General features: G+C 42.6%; 16 protein-coding genes. 10 read left to right on the forward strand and 6 right to left on the reverse strand.

What is annotated here, in order from left to right; translation table 11 throughout:
* Positions 1-382: 382 nt before the first annotated feature.
* Positions 383-1216: a CvfB family protein gene (locus VNE01S_RS02785; protein WP_053395377.1), complete on the reverse strand. Its 834-nt coding sequence runs from the start codon at positions 1214-1216 to the stop codon at positions 383-385.
* 90 nt (positions 1217-1306) lie between these two features.
* Between VNE01S_RS02785 and VNE01S_RS02790 the strand changes: the two genes are divergently transcribed.
* Positions 1307-2692, forward strand: coding sequence for a hypothetical protein (locus VNE01S_RS02790; RefSeq protein WP_053395376.1), 1386 nt, complete (start codon positions 1307-1309; stop codon positions 2690-2692).
* Here the strand turns inward: VNE01S_RS02790 and VNE01S_RS02795 are convergent.
* Both VNE01S_RS02795 and VNE01S_RS02800 read right to left on the reverse strand, forming a co-directional pair.
* Complete coding sequence (locus tag VNE01S_RS02795) at positions 2661-3140, reverse strand: DUF4442 domain-containing protein (protein ID WP_053395375.1); 480 nt, start codon at positions 3138-3140, stop codon at positions 2661-2663. The genes VNE01S_RS02790 and VNE01S_RS02795 overlap by 32 nt on opposite strands.
* Positions 3141-3252: 112 nt before the next feature.
* Positions 3253-4137, reverse strand: a complete 885-nt coding sequence (locus VNE01S_RS02800; protein ID WP_053395374.1) for a putative PEP-binding protein — start codon at positions 4135-4137, stop codon at positions 3253-3255.
* A gap of 209 nt (positions 4138-4346) precedes the next feature.
* Between VNE01S_RS02800 and VNE01S_RS02805 the strand changes: the two genes are divergently transcribed.
* Both VNE01S_RS02805 and VNE01S_RS02810 read left to right on the forward strand, forming a co-directional pair.
* Positions 4347-5396: a 3-deoxy-7-phosphoheptulonate synthase gene (locus VNE01S_RS02805; protein ID WP_053395373.1), complete on the forward strand. Its 1050-nt coding sequence runs from the start codon at positions 4347-4349 to the stop codon at positions 5394-5396.
* A 21-nt stretch (positions 5397-5417) separates the two neighbouring features.
* Positions 5418-5903 (forward strand): YajQ family cyclic di-GMP-binding protein, encoded by a 486-nt coding sequence (locus VNE01S_RS02810; RefSeq protein ID WP_053395372.1) that lies wholly within the window; start codon positions 5418-5420, stop codon positions 5901-5903.
* A 92-nt stretch (positions 5904-5995) separates the two neighbouring features.
* Here the strand turns inward: VNE01S_RS02810 and VNE01S_RS02815 are convergent, their stop codons facing one another.
* Positions 5996-6931 carry a precorrin-2 dehydrogenase/sirohydrochlorin ferrochelatase family protein gene (locus tag VNE01S_RS02815; protein WP_053395371.1) on the reverse strand — a complete coding sequence of 312 codons (936 nt, stop codon included), beginning with the start codon at positions 6929-6931 and terminating at the stop codon, positions 5996-5998.
* A 462-nt stretch (positions 6932-7393) separates the two neighbouring features.
* On the opposite strand from VNE01S_RS02815, the gene VNE01S_RS02820 reads away from it, so the two are divergent.
* The 6 genes from VNE01S_RS02820 (at position 7394) to VNE01S_RS02845 (ending at position 12891) form a co-directional block, all read left to right on the forward strand.
* On the forward strand, positions 7394-8422 hold the full coding sequence (locus tag VNE01S_RS02820; RefSeq protein ID WP_053395370.1) for an amino acid ABC transporter substrate-binding protein: 1029 nt from the start codon (positions 7394-7396) through the stop codon (positions 8420-8422).
* A 70-nt stretch (positions 8423-8492) separates the two neighbouring features.
* A complete protein-coding gene (locus tag VNE01S_RS02825; RefSeq protein WP_053395369.1) occupies positions 8493-9698 on the forward strand; it encodes an amino acid ABC transporter permease in 1206 nt (401 codons plus the stop codon).
* Between the two features lies 1 nt (position 9699).
* Positions 9700-10797, forward strand: a complete 1098-nt coding sequence (locus VNE01S_RS02830) for an amino acid ABC transporter permease (protein ID WP_053395368.1) — start codon at positions 9700-9702, stop codon at positions 10795-10797.
* Between the two features lie 21 nt (positions 10798-10818).
* Positions 10819-11568, forward strand: a complete 750-nt coding sequence (locus tag VNE01S_RS02835) for an amino acid ABC transporter ATP-binding protein (protein WP_053395367.1) — start codon at positions 10819-10821, stop codon at positions 11566-11568.
* A gap of 196 nt (positions 11569-11764) precedes the next feature.
* Positions 11765-12433 carry a Bax inhibitor-1/YccA family protein gene (locus VNE01S_RS02840; RefSeq protein WP_053395366.1) on the forward strand — a complete coding sequence of 223 codons (669 nt, stop codon included), beginning with the start codon at positions 11765-11767 and terminating at the stop codon, positions 12431-12433.
* A 128-nt stretch (positions 12434-12561) separates the two neighbouring features.
* Entirely contained in the window at positions 12562-12891 is a 330-nt protein-coding gene (locus tag VNE01S_RS02845) for a TusE/DsrC/DsvC family sulfur relay protein (protein WP_053395365.1), read from the forward strand.
* An 8-nt stretch (positions 12892-12899) separates the two neighbouring features.
* Here VNE01S_RS02845 and yccX read toward each other — a convergent pair whose 3' ends face one another.
* A complete protein-coding gene (gene yccX, locus VNE01S_RS02850; RefSeq protein ID WP_053395364.1) occupies positions 12900-13172 on the reverse strand; it encodes an acylphosphatase in 273 nt (90 codons plus the stop codon).
* 468 nt (positions 13173-13640) lie between these two features.
* On the opposite strand from yccX, the gene VNE01S_RS02855 reads away from it, so the two are divergent.
* The gene (locus tag VNE01S_RS02855) at positions 13641-14834 is read left to right on the forward strand and encodes a class I SAM-dependent methyltransferase (RefSeq protein WP_053395363.1); all 1194 of its coding nucleotides are present in this window, start codon (positions 13641-13643) and stop codon (positions 14832-14834) included.
* Positions 14835-14917: 83 nt separating this feature from the next.
* Here the strand turns inward: VNE01S_RS02855 and VNE01S_RS02860 are convergent.
* A partial coding sequence (locus VNE01S_RS02860) for a VWA domain-containing protein (protein WP_156472001.1) occupies positions 14918-18008 on the reverse strand: 3091 nt, incomplete at its 5' end.

An 18008-nucleotide genomic window follows, 5' to 3' on the forward strand; every position in this document is an offset into this window, starting at 1 on the left:
ATATGTGGACTGAACTTAATAATTCACTTAGTACCGGCTCGGAATTACATAAAGATTGCATGAATCAGTGAGAGAGATGGGATGGCGACTATTTTTACCTAGCCTAGCTAGGTTGAATAAAAGTATGAACAAGAAATGGTTTGGATAAGTAAAGTATGAAATGCCTGTATCAGCTAGCAAAATCAACACTATACACTAGACTTAGAATTATCGAGTCATAACGCAACTGACCGATTAGCGCAGGCTCATAAGAGCCCTTTCCCCTGTGCCCAAAGCCCAACGCTTTGGGCTTTTTTTTGCCCTTATTCTAGCGGGTAAATATGCCCAAAACCTTTTTAGTTAAGGACAAAGTTTTAGTTAAGGGCAAAAACGTACAATGCCGTTAGGCTAAACGGATACCTTCTTTTTCGATGACAATTTTGCCTTGCTTGTAGAGACCACCAATAGACTTCTTAAACGTGCCTTTGCTGGTACGAAATGCGGCAAAGATCGCTTCTGGAGTCGATTTATCATTGAGAGGCAAGTATCCACCTTTTTTCTCTAACAACTCTAAAATTCTTTCGCTTAAGTCATCCATTTTAGCCACACCGATTTTTTGCAGTGAAAGGTCGATTTTACCGTCCTCACGGATGTTCTTGATGTAACCTTTTAATTTTTTACCAATGAACAGCTTACCGAACACATCCGATTTAAAAATCATTCCCCAGTGCTGGCCTTCTACAATGGCTTTAAAACCGAGGTCACTGCGCTCTGCAATAATCAGATCAACCTGCTGGTTACGTGTATATGTAGGGGGTGTTTTATCCAGCAGTTTGTTGAATTTTGTTGTACCGACAATACGACCCGAGGCTTTGTCCGTATAGACATAAACCAAAACATTTTGGCCAGCAGTGAAGCGCGCACGCTGCTCGCTGAATGGAATCAGTAGGTCTTTACCTTTAATCCCCCAACTCGCGAAAGCACCTGTACTATTCACACCTTCTATCTGCATCAATCCCCACTCGCCGACTTGTGCGATCGGGGTTTCAGTTGTTGCCACGATCTGGCTGTCAGAATCGAAGTACAAAAAAGCATCGAGTTTATCACCTATTTCTGTTCCTTCTGGAACAAATCGGTTCGGTAGCAAAGTCGTACCGTAATCACCAGCATCGAGAAATACGCCAAAATCTGCTTTTTTTACTACTTCTAAGTGGTTAATCTGACCAACTTTAATCATTTAAACTGTCTCTTGTTAAATTTGCGGTGATTATAGCGAATCTCTGTTATGCTTTCGCCAGTTATTGATAGTTTTTTTAGGAGCTTTTCTTTGTTCACCGTTGATAAGCAAGACGGCATCACTCTAAAAATCTCTCATGCACTGGCTTCGACAAAGAAGTCGACGGTTGACCTCTACTTTTTTGTGCCTGGCGAATTAAGTCTAACGGCCAATGTGCAAAAAGAAAGTGAGTTTTACTACGAAGCCATTGCTCAAAAGCGCGCATATTATAGCGATAAAACTCTCCTGCCCTTGGTACATAGCCGCTTAGCCAAACGCGGACGCCTCTCATCGACTCAATATCGTGTTAGCTTGAGCTTATTTGCCTATCAATATGTCATCGCCCTAGACAAAGCCGTAAGCCAACTTAACAAACACAACAAAGAGTCGGTGACGATAGAAGAAGTCGATGAAGTCATTCATCTTGCGTTAGATATTCTAAAGAAGCTACGTCGTGGTATTCCTTATGAAGAGAGCTTGAAGCGCTACTACGCAAACGTGGATAACTACCTTTCTTGGTACACCGGGCAACGATTCATGTCGCTGGTGGCTCACATGCCACGTGATGGTGAGTATAAGTCTATTAAAGAAAGTTTGCTTGCCATTGTGGAGAAAGAAGCAGCACATAGAAAGCTAAATGACTATAACTCCGAACGTGTACGTGACGATGTAACTCGACTTAGCAATAAAATGCGTTTGCTTCGCCGTTTGATAGAGCACCCTGTTGTCTTGCAAGAAAAGACCCAATCTTTAGGAAGCAACATGAAACGTGTGGTAAAAGGCAGTGCCACGGGTTTTGTTATGGTTTTTGTGACCATTACCGCTATCTTAGCGCGCGATTACTGGGGTGAAATTACCGTCTCTTTTATTGTGTTGATGTCCTTCGTATACGCTTTGCGCGAAATATTTAAAGACGATCTACGCGATGTCATGTGGCGCTGGTTGCGGAAAGGCAGGCCTAAATGGCGCAAGCTTTATCTAGATCCCACGACCAAAAAAGCCGTGGGTCAAAAACTCGAATGGCTCGACTATAAGCAGCTCGATAAACTCCCTGATAGGATCAAGCTCATTCGAAAAAAGCGTGTTGTACAACGGGAAGAAAACATTCTGCATTATCGCTCTGAAGTAGAGATGTCGACATCCAAATTCATGAGTGGCTATGAAGAAACACGAGAATCTCTTCTCATTAGTATGCGTCCTCTGATGCGGCTAATGGACAAAGGCTCTAACAAAGTCTACATGCTTAATAACGGCCAAGTAAGCCGCGAGTCCGTTGAAAAACGTCACCTGATAAACTTAATCGCCAAAGAAAACGACCACAACGGAGAGATCAACTATTACCGCTGGAAAATAGTCTTAAACCGAAGCAAGATTGTCGCGATTGAAGAGATTAAAGTGGAAGACATTAGTCACCCATTTTCTTCAGTGACAGAGTAAGATCGAATTCCGCCATAGGCTCATCTCCATGCAGTGATGGGCAAGTGGCGGTAATTTTCACCGCGCGATTGACTCTTTCTCCAGTAGCCATGACTTCATCAAGCATTTGATCGATAAGTTCACCATCATTGCATACAAAGTGCACGTCTGCTTCGGGACGTTTTAAAAACCGCCCCTCCACTGCTTTAAAGGCCAATGACACTTTCTCACCTCGGCTCTGTGCTTTACTCATCGCCATAAACCCACCTGCCACATCGGCACCAACCGCAAGTGCACCAAAATACATACTGTTCAGGTGATTTTTCGTGTTACGTCGTAATGGAATTTTGACTTCGACACCTGCGCTATCCAGCTTGACGATTTTAGGGCGGCAGATCCATATTAGTGGCACTTTAAAAAAGCCGAACGTTTTAAGATAGAGATTTGCTTTGGTCAAAGGAGAGAGCATAGACTGGTCCGATTAGTTATTTTATCTTGCCCACTTCACACCTAAGAAAGGTTTATGTCAACATTTCATTAACATAAACCCCTTATTTTATGATCCAGAAGCACCTAGGAAGCTACACTGTCACAACCGCCTCAAGACTATTCTCGACAAGGTACTCTTGGATTTTTGGGTAATGTGACAAATTGCTGCTAGTCAATATAGCGGGTTTATTCACGGCCAATGCTGCCTTAAAGGACATGGTTATTAACTCCAGCACCGTTTCATTCTCAGGGTCATATAAATACTCTAGCTTCTCATTGAATCGATCAATGCCCAGAGTAAACTGCGCTAAGTTTTCTAAGTTAATAACGATACCGTCAAAGTAATGCAATAGCTTTTCAGCAAGTAGCGCGGATGACGGTACGTCAACTGTGTAAAGCACTTTGAAACCATTTAGACCTCGCGGTAATCCTTGTTCAGCTAATAGGTCAATCACTTTAGCCGCATCCGACAATGTGCGAACAAAAGGAACAACCACTTGCACATCCACTCCCTGCCCTTGCAATGCTTTCACGACTTTACACTCTAACGTAAACGCAGAGCCAAAGGATTCCGACGCATAACGAGAAACACCGCGAAGGCCCAAAGCTGGGTTCACTTCAGAAGTTTCCACACTTCCACCAAGGAGCGAGCTAAAAGCATAACTATCCGCATTACTTAAGCTGAGCCTAACCACTTTGTGCTCCGGCTTAACCGCCTGGAGTATGGTTTGTGTCAGCGTCGAAACGAAGTGATCTTCTGTCGAAACCTCACCTAAAATTGCGTGAATGGACGCAAGTTCAACATCCTTTAGATTTTGCGAGACACTTTCAAATCCGGGATGATAAAAGATATGCTCCATAATCAAATCTGACATTGAAACATATAGATAAGAATGCTCGGTTGAACACTCTACGGAAGGTAATGCTGCTCCTAATCTTAGTGCTGGATGCAAACCACCTGAAGTTTCTAAACTCATAACTGCTCCGTACATAATATTCTTCTGCGTTATACAAAACATACCCATTGATATTCTGACACACAAGGGCAAATAACATTTTTAGTAACTAAAGATGAATAGTTTGTCACTTTATACTTACAGAAAATGAAGTTTAGCGATAAGTGGTTTATTCCTTTGTTTGTTTCCGTTATCTTTATCGCTTCGCAATAAAAAGAACAGGCTACAGTATGCCACTCAAAACCGATGAATTAAGAACCCAACCTTTGGGTCCTATGCCTACTCCGGCAGAGCTTGGAAGCGCTCACCCAATTACGGACGATGTAGCGGAACGCATAGCTGAGTCTCGTCGTCAGATTGAAAAAATTCTTACTGGTGAAGACGATCGTCTTCTTGTTATCGTAGGCCCATGCTCTGTGCATGATACAGAAGCCGCACTTGATTACGCTGAGCGCCTTGCTCAAGTTCAAGAGCAATATAAAGACGAACTTTTCATCGTCATGCGTACTTACTTTGAAAAGCCACGTACAGTCGTGGGTTGGAAAGGCTTAATTACCGATCCAAATCTAGATGGTTCTTACGCTCTTGAAGCGGGTCTTCACAAAGCACGTAAATTACTGCTAGACATCAATAAGCTTGGTCTTGCAACCGCAACCGAGTTCCTTGATATGATTACAGGCCAATACATTGCGGATCTCATTTCATGGGGCGCAATTGGCGCTCGTACCACTGAGTCTCAAATTCACCGCGAGATGGCCTCTGCCCTGTCTTGCCCGGTTGGCTTTAAAAACGGCACTAACGGCAATATTAAAATCGCCATTGACGCGATTCGCGCTTCAAAGGCATCACACTACTTCTACTCTCCAGATAAGAACGGTCGCATGACGGTATACCGTACAAGCGGTAACCCGTATGGACACGTGATCTTACGCGGTGGCGATAAAGGACCAAACTTTGATGCTGCATCTGTAGAAGCAGCGTGTAAACAACTGGCGGAGTTTGGCTTACCAGAACGCCTAGTCGTTGATTTTAGCCACGCTAATTGCCAAAAGCAGCATAGAAAGCAGCTAGATGTTACCGCAGATGTTTGTGAGCAGATCAAATCGGGCAAAAATCAAATTGCAGGTGTTATGGCTGAAAGCTTCATTAAGGAAGGCAACCAGCCAATGGATGACATTAACAATCTAACCTATGGTCAATCCATCACCGATCCATGTCTAAGCTGGGAAGACACAGCTCAAATGTTAGACATGTTGGCGAATGCTGTAAAAGCACGATAATTTCAATCAGAGGACTTAATAATGCCATCTTTTGATATCGTTTCTGAAATCGATACTGTTGAGCTACGTAATGCTGTAGATAACGCGACACGCGAACTGTCTACTCGTTTTGATTTTCGTGGCGTGGAAGCATCGTTCGAGATGCAAAAAGATGAATCAGTAAAACTGAGTGCTGAAGGTGACTTCCAGCTAAAACAAATGCGCGACATTCTACGTACACACCTGACAAAACGTGGTGTGGATGTGAACGCGATGGAAGCAAAAGCTGAAGAAGCGACTGGCAAAAACTGGCATCAAATCGTTGTATTTAAGCAAGGCATTGATACACCGACAGCAAAGAAAGTTGTCAAAGCGATCAAAGACGCGAAGCTAAAAGTGCAAGCTTCCATCCAAGGTGAAAAAGTTCGCGTTACTGGCAAGAAACGTGACGACCTACAAGCAACAATTGCGATGATCCGTGAAGCTGACCTTGGCCAACCTTTCCAATACGAAAACTTCCGCGACTAAACTCTATTCGCTTAATAAAAAAACCGCCATCGGCGGTTTTTTTTCGGGTTTTCTTCAGTTCCGAGCGTGATTTAACAACAATACGTGAGCGGTTAAATCGCGCCGAGCTTTATGTGTAAATCATTCATTTTTAATAAACCATATTGTGCGGTATTTGGCGCAACAAAGACAACCACACGTAACTGCGCTTGTTTGGCTTTACTCAACTTGTCCGCTAACTCTGCATCACTGGTATACAGCTCTCTTTCTGCATCTCTTCTGACTAAGTCAACAAATGAGAATGGGCATTCTTGGGGATAAAGCACCCACTCAGCTTCCTGCATCAACCTTAATGCTTTGATAGGCAAAAGCTCAACATCATCTCCAAAATCAATCCAAGTCGTCCTCCCTTGCTCTACAATTCCTTCTTTGAGAGTCTCTTGGTACAAATCTTCAAGCTCTGAACGCGTTGACGCTTTATCTACCCTAGGATCAGCAAAAAAACTCTCCCAAAACTTACGACGTAAATCGACACTTGGTAGTGCTTCCTTGATATCAGTTCGCTTTGAGGCACCAAAATCAGCAAGCAAAGAGAGATTATGAGGAAGGGAGGCTTCTAATTTTTCACGAATATTGCGGACAAGAACAGGCGAAGCCCCTCCACTTGAAATTGCCAACTGGATACGTCCGCGATTAATCATAGAGGGAGTGATAAAATCACAAAAAGGTTGGTCATCCACGACATTGACCAAAATTCCTAGCCTTTTGGCATCATGGTAAACTTGATGGTTCAAATCAGGGTTGTCCGTGGTCGCCCAAACTTGGATAAACTTTTTGTCTAGTATTTCTTTAGAATAAAAATTCTGTATCCATAGGCACTCTTGTGAATCTACTAGCTCTTTTAAGTATGGTGCTATTTGTGGTGAAACAATCGTGACCAAGGCTCCTGCACGGACTAAGCTGTCCACTTTACGGCAAGCAACTTCACCGCCACCAACAACAAGCACTGGTTGACTTTTGAGATTTAAAAACAGTGGAAAATACTGCATTTCATTCCTTGGATAATTCAACTGACTTCTGGTTCGATACTACCAAATTTGGGGCACCAACTTAAACGCACCAATAGCAATTAGATAATTTATCACTAAATTTTCCATCAAATGCAGAATATTGACGACATATACTGGCAATACTGTAAGCACAATATCCAATCAACCTATCGCATTAGGTCACTCTCTTCTGTTGCACTTAGACTGTGCTCACTTGCACTATTTACATTTAAGTAACATTTGTTCATTCTAGTTAACAAAGAGATTTGTGAATTCTATCGAAATTCTTTTTAAATTATATGTTTGAGAATTCACAGTTCCTTTCCTACGCTTATAAGTGGTTGATTTACATAAAGCCGTATGAATGTAAATTCGACCTAAAAATGGAATAAGCACAACACTTTTTCACTCGTTGTATCAGGTGTCACCTGGTTTAACATGGATCATTCAGGAAGGATACAAATGGCAAATAAACTAACACTCCTTGCTTCAGTTGTAGCGGCATCTACTGCTTTTATGGCTACCAGTGCTTCAGCTGCAGACAGCACACTTGATAAAGTCACAAAACAAGGTTTCGTTACTTGTGGTGTGAGTACGGGTCTACCAGGTTTCTCTAACCCTAATTCAAAAGGTGAGTGGGAAGGCATTGATGTAGAGTTCTGCCAAGCGATAGCCGCAGGCGTTCTTGGCGATAAAACCAAAGTTAAATATGTACCACTAACAGCAAAAGAACGTTTTACCGCCCTTCAATCTGGTGAAATCGACATCCTATCTCGCAATACAACATGGACACTACACCGCGATACGGCTCTCGGCCTAAACTTTGTCGGTGTTAACTACTACGATGGTCAAGGCTTTATGGTTAAGAAAGAACTTGGCTTAACCAGTGCTAAAGAGCTAGATGGCGCTTCTGTTTGCGTGCAATCCGGTACAACAACAGAGCTGAACTTAGCTGACTACTTCCGCAACAATGGTATGTCTTACAAGCCAGTTGTCTTTGATACTGCGGCTCAAACATCCAAAGGTTTTGATGCGGGCCGATGCGATGCGCTTACGACGGACCAATCTGGTCTTTATGCGCTACGTCTAAATCTTCAAAACCCTGATGCTGCTCAAGTCTTACCAGAAATCATTTCGAAAGAACCTCTTGGTCCGGTAGTTCGTCAAGGTGACGATCAATGGTTCAATATCGCTAAGTGGACACTTTCTGCAATGGTGAACGCAGAAGAATATGGCCTGAACTCTAAAAACGCAGACAAGATGCTGAAGTCTACCGATCCAAACATCAAGCGTATTCTTGGCGTTGATGGCCCTAAGGGTAAAGGCCTAGGCATTCGTGATGATTGGGGTTACCAAGTGATTAAACAAGTGGGTAACTATGGTGAGAGCTTTGAACGCACTGTAGGTACTGGATCACCACTAAAAATTTCTCGTGGTGTCAACGCGTTATGGAATGCAGGCGGCTTTATGTACGCTCCACCAATCCGTTAATGAATACATAACAACAAAATGGGCGGTTTTAAGCCGCCCTTTTTTAAATTGGATTTGAGGTTATAGCTGTATGAAACCTACTGATACTGCTGCGTCGAAGCCGAAGAACGGATCAACTTCTAACGCTAGCCTTATTTACAATCCCACCTTTCGTTCAGTCGTATTTCAAATTATTGCGATACTTGCGCTGATTTTTTTCTTTTACACAATAGTCAACAATGCACTAACTAACTTAGAAGCTCGTGGCATCGCGACGGGTTTTGGTTTCCTCACTCAAGAAGCTGGCTTTGGGATTGGCCTAACGCTGATTGAATATAATGAAACCTATTCATATGGACGGACATTCATTGTCGGCCTGCTTAATACTGCTTTAGTTTCTGTTCTTGGTATTATTTTGGCGACCATCATTGGGTTTGTAATGGGCATTGCACGTTTGTCATCCAACTGGTTGGTGAGTCGTTTTGCGGCCGTTTACATTGAAACTTTCCGAAACATTCCTCTGTTACTACAAATTTTCTTTTGGTACTTCGCGGTATTACAAGCGCTCCCTTCAGCACGGCAAAGTTTAAGCCTTGGCGAAGCCATCTTTCTGAACGTACGTGGATTATACTTCCCTGCACCTGTCTTTGAACAAGGCTCTTCGGTCGTGATCGCTGCTTTTGTCATCGGCATTGTCGCGATATTTTTCATCAACATATGGGCAAACAACAAGCAAAAACTCACCGGACAACAAACACCGATGGGCCGCATCGCTCTAGGGCTGATTGTAGTTCTACCAACAATTATCTACTTCATCATGGGTTCGCCTATTTCGGCAGAGTACCCTGCACTGAAAGGGTTTAACTTCAAAGGTGGTATCAGCATTATTCCAGAGCTTGCTGCACTGCTGCTTGCTCTGAGTATCTATACGGCATCATTTATCGCAGAAATTGTTCGTTCAGGCATTAACGCGGTTAGCCACGGTCAAACTGAAGCCGCCATGTCGTTGGGATTACCTAGAAGCCGAACTTTGAAGCTGGTGATTATCCCTCAGGCGTTACGTATCATCATTCCTCCACTCACCAGTCAATATTTAAACTTAACCAAGAACTCTTCATTGGCGATGGCGATTGGCTACCCTGACTTAGTTTCTGTATTTGCAGGAACAACATTGAATCAAACGGGACAAGCGATTGAAATTATCGCAATGACAATGGGGGTTTATTTAACTCTGAGTTTGATTACATCGGGGTTGATGAATATTTACAACCGCAAAGTAGCCCTAGTGGAGAGATAGCATGAAAGAACATCAATTTCAGCCAGATCTACCACCACCGTCAAATACAATCGGTGTCGTAGGTTGGCTACGTAAAAACTTATTTAATGGGCCGGCAAACTCGATACTAACCGTCATTATCGCGTACTTTGCACTTACCGGACTTTGGGCTGTGCTGGATTGGGCGATTATTAAAGCAGATTGGGTGGGTACAACACGGGATGCCTGCTCTCGTGATGGAGCATGCTGGGTGTTCATCAGTGTACGTTGGGAACAGTTCATGTATGGATTTTATCCGCAAGAAGAGCTGTGGCGTCCGAGATTATTTTATATTTCTCTAGCGATTCTGACCGCACTGTTAGCCTATGAGAAAACGCCAAAACGCACTTGGATTTGGCTCTTCTTTGTGAACGTGTACCCATTCATTATTGCAGCCCTACTTTACGGTGGCGTATTTGGTCTAGAGGTTGTTGATACTCATAAGTGGGGAGGCTTACTCGTCACACTGATTATCGCAATCGTCGGGATTGTAGTGTCACTCCCCATCGGTGTCGCACTAGCGTTGGGGAGACGCTCTGATATGCCGATTATCAGGAGCATCTGTACCGTTTACATCGAAGTATGGCGTGGGGTTCCCCTGATCACTGTCTTGTTTATGGCCTCAGTCATGCTTCCGCTATTCCTTGCTGAAGGCTCAGAAACAGACAAACTCATCCGTGCGCTTATCGGTGTGGTGATGTTTAGTGCCGCATACATGGCTGAAGTAGTCCGTGGTGGTTTACAAGCTATACCCAAAGGTCAGTATGAAGCAGCCGACGCACTTGGATTAAGTTATTGGAAAAAAATGGGACTGGTTGTTTTACCTCAGGCTCTTAAAATCACTATTCCTTCCATTGTGAATACCTTTATTGGGTTATTTAAAGACACCAGTCTAGTACTTATCATTGGTATGTTTGATGTATTAGGCATTGGTCAAGCTGCAAACACTGACCCTGAATGGCTAGGGTTTGCGACTGAAAGTTACATATTTGTCGCGTTAGTGTTCTGGGTATTTTGTTTCGGTATGTCGAGATATTCGATTTGGCTAGAAAACAAACTGCACACCGGTCACAAACGATAATCATAAATTCAAGGACGTATTATGACGCAACAACAAGATCACATGATCCAAATTAAAGATATGAACAAATGGTACGGAGAGTTCCACGTACTTAAGAACATCAACCTAGACGTCAAAAAAGGCGAGAAGATTGTCATTTGTGGCCCTTCTGGATCCGGTAAATCGACCATGATTCGCTGTATTAATAGGCTAGAAGAGCACCAAAAAGGGAGTATCTTTGTTTCTGGCAACGAACTTACGGAAGATTTGAAGAATATCGAAGCAGTGCGAAAAGAAGTCGGTATGTGTTTTCAGCATTTTAACCTCTTCCCACATCTTACTGTGCTGGAAAACTGTACTTTGGCGCCAATTTGGGTGAAGAAAATGCCAAAAGACAAAGCCGAAGAAGTGGCTATGAAATACCTCGAGCGCGTAAAGATTCCGGACCAAGCAGAGAAGTACCCAGGTCAACTATCAGGTGGCCAGCAGCAGCGTGTAGCGATAGCCCGCTCTTTGTGCATGAACCCACAAGTGATGTTGTTTGACGAACCGACATCAGCCCTCGATCCTGAGATGGTACGCGAGGTATTAGACGTAATGGTTGAGCTAGCAGATGAAGGCATGACCATGCTTTGTGTTACACACGAAATGGGATTTGCCAAAGAAGTTGCCGACCGCGTTATTTTTATGGATGCAGGAGAAATCATAGAAGAGAACAACCCTGTCGACTTCTTTGAAAACCCTCAGTCTGACCGCACGCAGAATTTCTTATCTCAAATACTTAGCCACTAATAAACTCACTAAACGGTTCTGAAAGGCGGCTTAGGTCGCCTTCTTTATTTGTGTTATATTGTGTTACATCTTTCAACATACTTAAGATTCTAATTCTATTATTATTTTATTTACTGCAAAACGTTAGGGGGCTTGATCTTTTGATCACTGAACCTCATAAATGTAGTTATAAACATAAACCCTTACGAGGAAGATCATGAATAGTCCTATGTTTACCCGCTCAACAAGTACACCGAATGTACTTGAGATAAACAAAACGCTTAAAAATACGTATTTCCTATTGTCTATGACGCTAGTAACCAGTGCTATTGCTGCTGTTGCTACCATGGCAATGGGGATTTCTCCGATTATGGCCCTAGTTATGCAGCTAGCCGCTATTGGTATTCTGTTTTTTGCTCTACCTCGCAGCATTAACTCATCTATGGGCATTGTTTGGACGTTTGTCTTCACGACTCTGATGGGTGGTGCGCTAGGTCCAATGCTAAACTACTACGCATCCATCCCAAGCGGTCCATCCATTATCGCGCAAGCTCTTGGCTTAACGGGTATGGTGTTCCTAGGTCTGTCTGCTTACACAATCAGCAGCAAGAAAGACTTTTCTTTCATGCGTAATTTCCTGATTGCTGGTCTAATCATTGTTATCGTTGCCGCTATCATTAACATTTTTGTTGGCTCAACAGTAGCTCAGTTGGCTATCAGTAGTATCTCTGCACTTGTGTTCTCTGGTTTCATTTTGTATGACACAAGCCGTATCGTTCGCGGTGAAGAGACTAACTATGTTAGCGCAACAATCTCTATGTACCTGAACATCCTTAACCTGTTCACTAGCCTACTCAGCATCCTAGGCATTATGAACGACGACTAATCTGTTCAGAAACTGGTTAAACAAAGCCCGAAAGCTACCGCTTTCGGGCTTTTTCTTTTCTGTCATATTGTGATTTTACTTATAGCTGCGCTACCCTATTCAATATCAGTGATTTAAAGGTAATACAGATGTTCGAATATAACGGCAAACAAATTGAAACTGATGCTCAGGGCTACCTGTTGGACCACACTCAGTGGGAGGAAGGGATGATTTCCGTTCTTGCTGAGCAAGAAGGTATTGAATTAACGGATGCCCACCTAGAAGTGATTCATTTTGTGCGTGATTTCTATGAAGAATTTAACACTTCTCCTGCCGTGAGAATGTTGGTGAAAGCGATGGAAAAAGCACACGGTCCAGAAAAAGGAAATAGCAAATACCTGTTTAAGCTGTTCAAGCAAGGTCCTGCTAAGCAAGCGACAAAATTAGCCGGGCTGCCAAAACCAGCTAAGTGCTTGTAATCTTATTATTATAGAATTTTAAACCCTTTAAACGGTTTGTATGACATTGGCTCCGAAACGACTGAATCCACAGTTGCTGTTTTGGGGCCTTCTTCTAACCACTCTGCCATCTCTTTAATTTTGTCTTCACTTCCGCAAACGACGACTTCAACTTCACCACTCATTAGGTTTTTGGCATATCCGGTTAAACCAAGTTTAAGACCTTGATGTGAGGTGTGATACCGAAACCCGACCCCCTGTACCATTCCAAACACTGTAAATTTCTCGCATCTTTGCAACATTACTGACACCTCACGTACTAGTGGTGATACATTCAATCCGTTTAACCAAGGAACTAATAATAAGCACCGGACACAGAGCATTATAAAGAAATGCCATTTCTCTGAATTGACAAATATCTCACACACTTAAAAATTAAAGAAAAGTTCTTACTGCTTATTGGTCGCACTTTCATACACATAACAATCATAGCAGTTGCATCATTTCTCATAGCTATGAGCCTCTAATTCATCTGACGTATATTTTCATTGTCATATTAAGAGTTCCCAGGCCACTTCGCTTAAACTTAGATAGCAGTCTGTCAAGCTGTCAAGACGAAGGAGTGACAGCGTAACAAGAATAGAGATGTTAATTGTCTAGAGAGTTTCTGATCAGCTAAAGAGCTAGCATCGTGTGGTGCTTTTATTTGATTTTCAAAACGACTTCCCCGACAATACCCACCCTTTCCAAACAATCAATCGAGTAAATCAATGACTCCAGCTATCTATCTTGTAAAAGGTCGTGAAAAATCCCTTCGCCGCAAACACCCATGGGTGTTCTCACGTGGCATTAGTAAAGTAGAAGGAGAACCGGCTCTTGGTGAAACAGTAGATATATTTACTCATGATGGAAAATGGCTAGCTAAAGCCGCCTACTCTCCTAATTCTCAAATCCGAGCTCGCGTTTGGTCGTTTAATAAAGAAGACATCAACAAAGCCTTTTTTGTTAAACGAATTCAAAATGCACAGCTACTCCGTGAGGATATTATTGAACGTGATGGCTTAACGGGTTACCGCCTAATTGCTGCAGAATCGGATGGTTTACCGGGTATCACTATTGATAAATACCAAGATTTTTTGGTTTGCCAACTGTTGAGTGCAGGCGCTGAGTTCCATAAGCAAACTTTGGTTGAAGCGCTGTTGGAAGTATTCCCTGAATGCAATATCTACGAGCGTTCTGATGTTGCCGTTCGTAAAAAAGAAGGCCTAGAAGAAACCATGGGTATTCTGCACGGAGAGGAACCACCAAAGTCTGTAGTAATTGAAGAAAACGGCGTGAAAATCAGCGTTGATATTGTTGGTGGCCATAAAACGGGTTTTTACCTAGACCAACGTGACAGCCGCCTTCAGTCTATGAAATACGTAAAAGACAAAGAAGTTCTAAACTGTTTCTCATACACAGGCGGATTCGGTCTATACGCTTTAAAAGGTGGTGCTAAACGTGTGATTAATGCGGATGTTTCTCAGCCAGCATTAGATACAGCGAAATTCAATGCTGAACTAAATGAGTTCGACATCTCCAAGAAGCGTGCAGTTTTCTTAAACGCCGACGTATTTAAGCTACTTCGTGAATACCGCGATCAGGGTACAAAATTTGATGTAGTGATCATGGATCCGCCAAAGTTTGTATCAAGCAAAAACAATCTGACGTCAGGTGCAAACGGCTACAAAGATATCAACATGCTAGCGATGCAAATTCTTAAGCCTGGTGGAACACTTTTGACCTACTCTTGTTCAGGATTGATGAGTGCGGATTTATTCCAGAAAGTGATTGCCGATGCCGCTGTCGATTCAGGTCGTCAGGTGAAATTTATCGAGCGCTTCGAACAAGCCGCCGATCACCTAACAGACAGTGCATACCCAGAAGGATTCTATCTGAAAGGCTTTGCTTGTAAGGTATTGTAAGCGCTTTAGATAGAAGTTACTGAACTCCTTAAGAATCAAAAATAAAAAAACCGGGATTAAAAATCCCGGTTTTTTGTTGGAAGTTAATCCTTAATAATAAAGATGTTATCTAAGTTATTGGTAATATCCGCAGCAGATAACCCGTCTAACTCAATGGTTACATGCTCATGCGCACTGTTTTCTACCTTAATCGAAACACCACTCTCAGTGTCTTGTGCAGAGTCAGATATGTTATTGAGTATAGTAGTCACATCATCAGCCGTAGCGTCAGCAAATAGATCACTTAGATCAATCTTATCACCTTCGGCAACATCAAAACCTTTGATACTATCAGTGCTTCCGTCCAAATCGCCATCTAACCACGTGAAGATATCTGCATCTTCACCGCCCGTTAGGATGTCGTTGCCAACACCGCCGATAAGCGTGTCACTTCCACCTTGGCCGTAAAGCACATCGTCGCCAGCACCACCATCAACAATATCTCCAGAACCTCGATTATCACCTTCAACATCGAATATCTGATGATTTTCTTTTACAAAATCATAGATATCCAAATCAGTTGGCTCAGTGCCATTCTTAAGTTCCAAGAATGTTTTAAGCCCGGCTAAACCTGAGCCATCTTCGAAGTCGGCAGGTTTATCTGGATTTCCATTTACTCCCCAAGGTAGGAAATCGGAATTGATGGTATCACCGAATAGTACATCATTACCTTCATTACCAAAGACTTGGTCGCTTCCCATGTTAGCGATCTCCTTGATAGTTTCACTACCTTGGAGAGCCGCTTCTAGCTCATCAGGCGTAGCCGCAATTTGTACGTCACCAACGTTAGCAAAAACATACTCAGTAATCGACTCCTCATCCAGGTAAGCATAACTGCCATACCAACCCGATTCACCAACATGAGTAAGAACTAAGGTATAACTACCCGCTTTGAGCCCTTCAGAAGAAATGTCCTTCTTACCGCTCCCAGATAACTGACCAGAATCTACACGAATGCCATTCGAATCAAACAGTTCCCAAGAAAAATCGCTCTTCCACATTTTAACTTCGAAGTTAAGGTCAGAACTATCCTTACTAATTTCAAACTTAGAACTTTCCCATTTTGCATAGCCATGATCCGCTTTAAGGACTAAATCTCCACGACTAACGTATACATCTCCATTACCAGTGGTGTACTCCTGACCTTCAAGGTTATAACGGTTGGAAAAACTGAAAACATCATAACTTGATTCCATGCCAGGCACTTTTTCAAGAGATACAACATTCGTATTGTCGAAAAATTTCAAGTAATCAGTTGAAATGTCGGACCCCATACCTATAGCAAGTACTTCAGAGTTATAGGTATTAGTAAGCTTGTCAAATTCTGCAAGAGCATCGTCAACAGAGGAAGTATAGGGCTCTCCATCTGTTAAGAATAATGTCATGTTTTCATATCCGTTAGAAAGGATATCTCGACTTCCAAACCAATTATTTGCTTCAGAGAAACCAACATCATAATCAGTACCACCACCTACTGGCAGGTTACCTTCTATCTTATTTAAGAGTTCATAAAAACTAGAGGAGTTTTCTCTCAAATCCATAACAGGGAAGCTAACATCAATATTATCGTCGAAGCCAATAAGAGATACGTTAACTACTCCATCATGTGATGCAAATGATGTTACAAGGTTCTTCAATGCTTGCTGCATCATATCCATACGCGTCATGTAAGTATTATCTGGGTTTAACTGAATATACCCCTGAGAATCTCTCACATAGTCGCCCATGCTTCCTGAAGTATCAACCACCAAGGCAATGTTATAATTAACGCCAGGTGTAACCGAATTTACATACCCCCCTATGTCACCCACAAGAACATCGTCACCGCTTCCGCCTTCGACTTTATTATCACCGTTAGGATCAACTGAGCTAACGAAAACACTTCCGGTCTGGGCCGTTGCTGTCTTCGGAACATCTACCCACTGCCCATCTTCAAATTCCTGAGCAGTCGCTGATACTGTGAATATCGGATTTATATCAACCGGTGATTCAACTTTAAGCGTCACTTCACCACTAGAGAAATCAGACACGTCAACGCTCCAACTGCCATTCGGCAATTTAGAAGCATTGTGGATTTCAACCCCTTCAGGTACATCGCTAATAATGACTGAAACCAGTTGTTCACTACCATCGTCATCGTGCAGGTTCACATCTATCGACAAGTCATAAATATTATGCGTCTTGACTAATTCACCATCTTCAACCGAATACTTCCCATCTTCAAAAACCACATATTCAACGTCATAAAACTGGTGTGTATTATCATGATCTTTAGGTATTAATTGGAAGTCATAGCTAGATGCACTTCCCGAACCTTTGGTAAAGTTATAATCAGAAAGTTTACCTGGTACGTAAGCCGTATCAATACCTCCACTTCCATAGTACGCAGTTGTAGCATATTTATCTTGAGCTATTAGTACGTCATCCCCAAGACCTGCATAGAAGTCGACATTATTAGCAGAGTCACCTCCTATTAATATGTCGTTACCTGCAATAGTTCCACCAAAGTCGTCGCCATACAGTTGCTGCGTATTGGAAGCGCCACCGAAAATCACATCATTGCCTTCCGCACCAACTAGGCGTTCATCGGATGGTTGTTCAGTAGACAGAATGTAATCATCACCATTTAAGGAAGATACATCGTAACTACCATCAGTCACTAGATAATCCATATCATTCGTCGGAGATGTTGAAGGTGTCAGTTTACTTAGGTTTTCTAACTGCTCTTCGATAATGCTATCAGAGATATGTGACCCAGAGGCTTTAAGAGAAGCACTAACCGACAGACCATCAGTTATAGGCAATACATCAAATGTTAGAGTCTGGATTTCGCTAGATAGCTCACCATCACTTACTGAAAAATCAAACTGTACATAATTATCACCACTCTCGTTATGCGCGGGTTTGAACGTTAACTTACCAAGCTCTTGAGAAGTAATTGTTTGCCCAGCAATAACAGCTTGTCCCTCGAACTGTAAAATGCCGTTTTGAGGTAAGCTTTCTATGGTAACAGATACAAAATCGTCCCCTTCAGGGTCATTAAATACGAAGTCACCTGAACTAAAGAAGTAATGCGTATCCTCCGAAACCGTCAGTGTTACTGGTGACGTGGTTGGTGCGTCATTCAGTTCCAGT

The organism is Vibrio nereis NBRC 15637 (assembly GCF_001591105.1).
Lineage (GTDB): Bacteria > Pseudomonadota > Gammaproteobacteria > Enterobacterales > Vibrionaceae > Vibrio > Vibrio nereis.